1 protein-coding gene is annotated in these 1,385 nt (G+C 69.9%); it reads right to left on the bottom strand.

Annotated elements, in window-relative coordinates:
* Positions 1-909 precede the first annotated feature (909 nt).
* Positions 910-1,257, bottom strand: a complete 348-nt coding sequence (locus HCC78_RS32565) for a cupin domain-containing protein (protein WP_172332822.1) — start codon at positions 1,255-1,257, stop codon at positions 910-912.
* Positions 1,258-1,385 lie beyond the last annotated feature (128 nt).

Genomic DNA, 1,385 nt, shown 5'->3' on the forward strand with positions numbered 1-1,385 from the left:
CCGCGGAATGCCCCAAGGGGATCCCGTCTCCGCTGGCAGTCCCGCCGGAGAGGAACCGGCGGCCGCCTCGGCGTCCGGCCGGTCCCGGACCGCCGCGGGCAGCGGCTTCCCCGGCCGCTCCCCTAGGGCCCCGGGCATCGCCCCGAGCCTGCGGTCCAGCCGCCCGTCCCCCGGACCGCAACCGGCGGCCTCCGGTTCGACCCGGCTCCGTGCCATGCCCGCACCCAGCGCATCCGGTGCCGCATGGCGGCTCATGGCCCTATCGCCGCCGCCAGGGCCAAGGCGGGCAGGCGAACCAAGTCGCCGCACCAACTTGTGGGGCACTGCAAGGCGGGCCGGAAGGGGACGGCTGGGGTCCGGTGCGCCGCCTGCGATCTCCGGATGAAGGGCGGTTCTCCGGGCATTCGCTATTGTGCTCCGCTCTCCATCATCCGCCGGGTGTCGAACCGCCACGCCAGGCAGGCGGCGATGTGCCTTCCCGCAGGTGGCGGGACGAAGGCCTCGCTGTGGCGCCGGAAATCGAGCCCGTCGATCGGCGGCCCCGCATCGCAGCGATAGCTGGCCTGGGCGAAACCGGCGCGGCTTGATTCATGGGACTTGGGTCTTCCGTGACGCTCGGTTGCTGCGACATTCGGGATTCCGCAGGACGCGCTCATCGGATCGCGGCGTGTATCGCTGCGAATTGCCGGTCCTGGCCACGCTTCTGGTGGCAAGGAACATGTTGGCGGGGTCGCTTTCGTTCGCATGGCGGGGATGGGGCCGCCCTCCTCCTGCGAGTTGGCGGGCCCGTCCATGCCGTCCTGCCGGCATATCCCCGATTGGCGGTGCCTTGCGGCCGCCCCGCCGCCTGGTCGGCCGGCATGGCGGGGCATGGGCCGCGCAGCTCGGCGGCCTCTTTGCCATGGTGCTTTAGCTTTCGGACAGGTCGGTGCGGTCGCCACGTGTGGCCGGCGAGGAAATCACCAGGAAGAAGACCTCCGAAGGGCCCTCGTTGCGTGCCTGGTGCGGCTCTCCGGGGGCGATCTCCGCCGATTGCTGCGGTCCGATCCGCAGGCATCCGCCCGCGGTGACCATGGTCAGCTCGCCCTCGAGCACGAAGAACACCTGCCGCGCCCGGGCATGGACATGCCGGGCTTCGGCGGTGCCGGGCGGCATGCGTTCGTGGATGACCGACAGGTCCGGACCGCCCGCGAGCATCCAGCCGTCGCAATTCGCGCCCCAGACATAGTGCTCCGCAGTGTTCCGGTCCCTGATCATGTCGCGCCGCCTTTCCGTCCGGCCCCTGCCCTAGGTGTTCAGTCCCGGCATCTGGTGGATCGGATCGAGGATGAATCTGTCTGGCTCTGATGTCCATATCTTGCAGATGTATTCGTATGGTGTGAGCC

This window comes from Mangrovicoccus sp. HB161399 (genome assembly GCF_013184745.1).
Taxonomy (GTDB): domain Bacteria; phylum Pseudomonadota; class Alphaproteobacteria; order Rhodobacterales; family Rhodobacteraceae; genus Mangrovicoccus.